The following is a 203-nucleotide window of genomic DNA, read 5'->3' on the forward strand; positions in this document are numbered from 1 at the left end:
AGAAGATGGTGGGTCGTGCAGGATTCGAACCTGCGACCAATTGATTAAAAGTCAACTGCTCTACCAACTGAGCTAACGACCCGTGGCGTCCCATAGGGGAGTCGAACCCCTGTTACCGCCGTGAAAGGGCGGTGTCCTAGGCCTCTAGACGAATGGGACACGTACGTTTGTTGAGATTTGGGAATCTCAACCACTCTTTACTT

At 51.7% G+C, this 203-nt stretch carries 2 tRNA genes; both read right to left on the minus strand.

What is annotated here, in order from left to right:
• Window positions 1-6: 6 nt before the first annotated feature.
• Window positions 7-82, minus strand: a tRNA-Lys gene (locus LRP49_RS25275).
• A gap of 1 nt (window position 83) precedes the next feature.
• A tRNA-Glu gene (locus tag LRP49_RS25280) sits at window positions 84-159 on the minus strand.
• Between the last annotated feature and the right edge of the window lie 44 nt (window positions 160-203).

The sequence above is a fragment of the Enterovibrio qingdaonensis genome (assembly GCF_028683135.1).
Lineage (GTDB): Bacteria > Pseudomonadota > Gammaproteobacteria > Enterobacterales > Vibrionaceae > Enterovibrio > Enterovibrio qingdaonensis.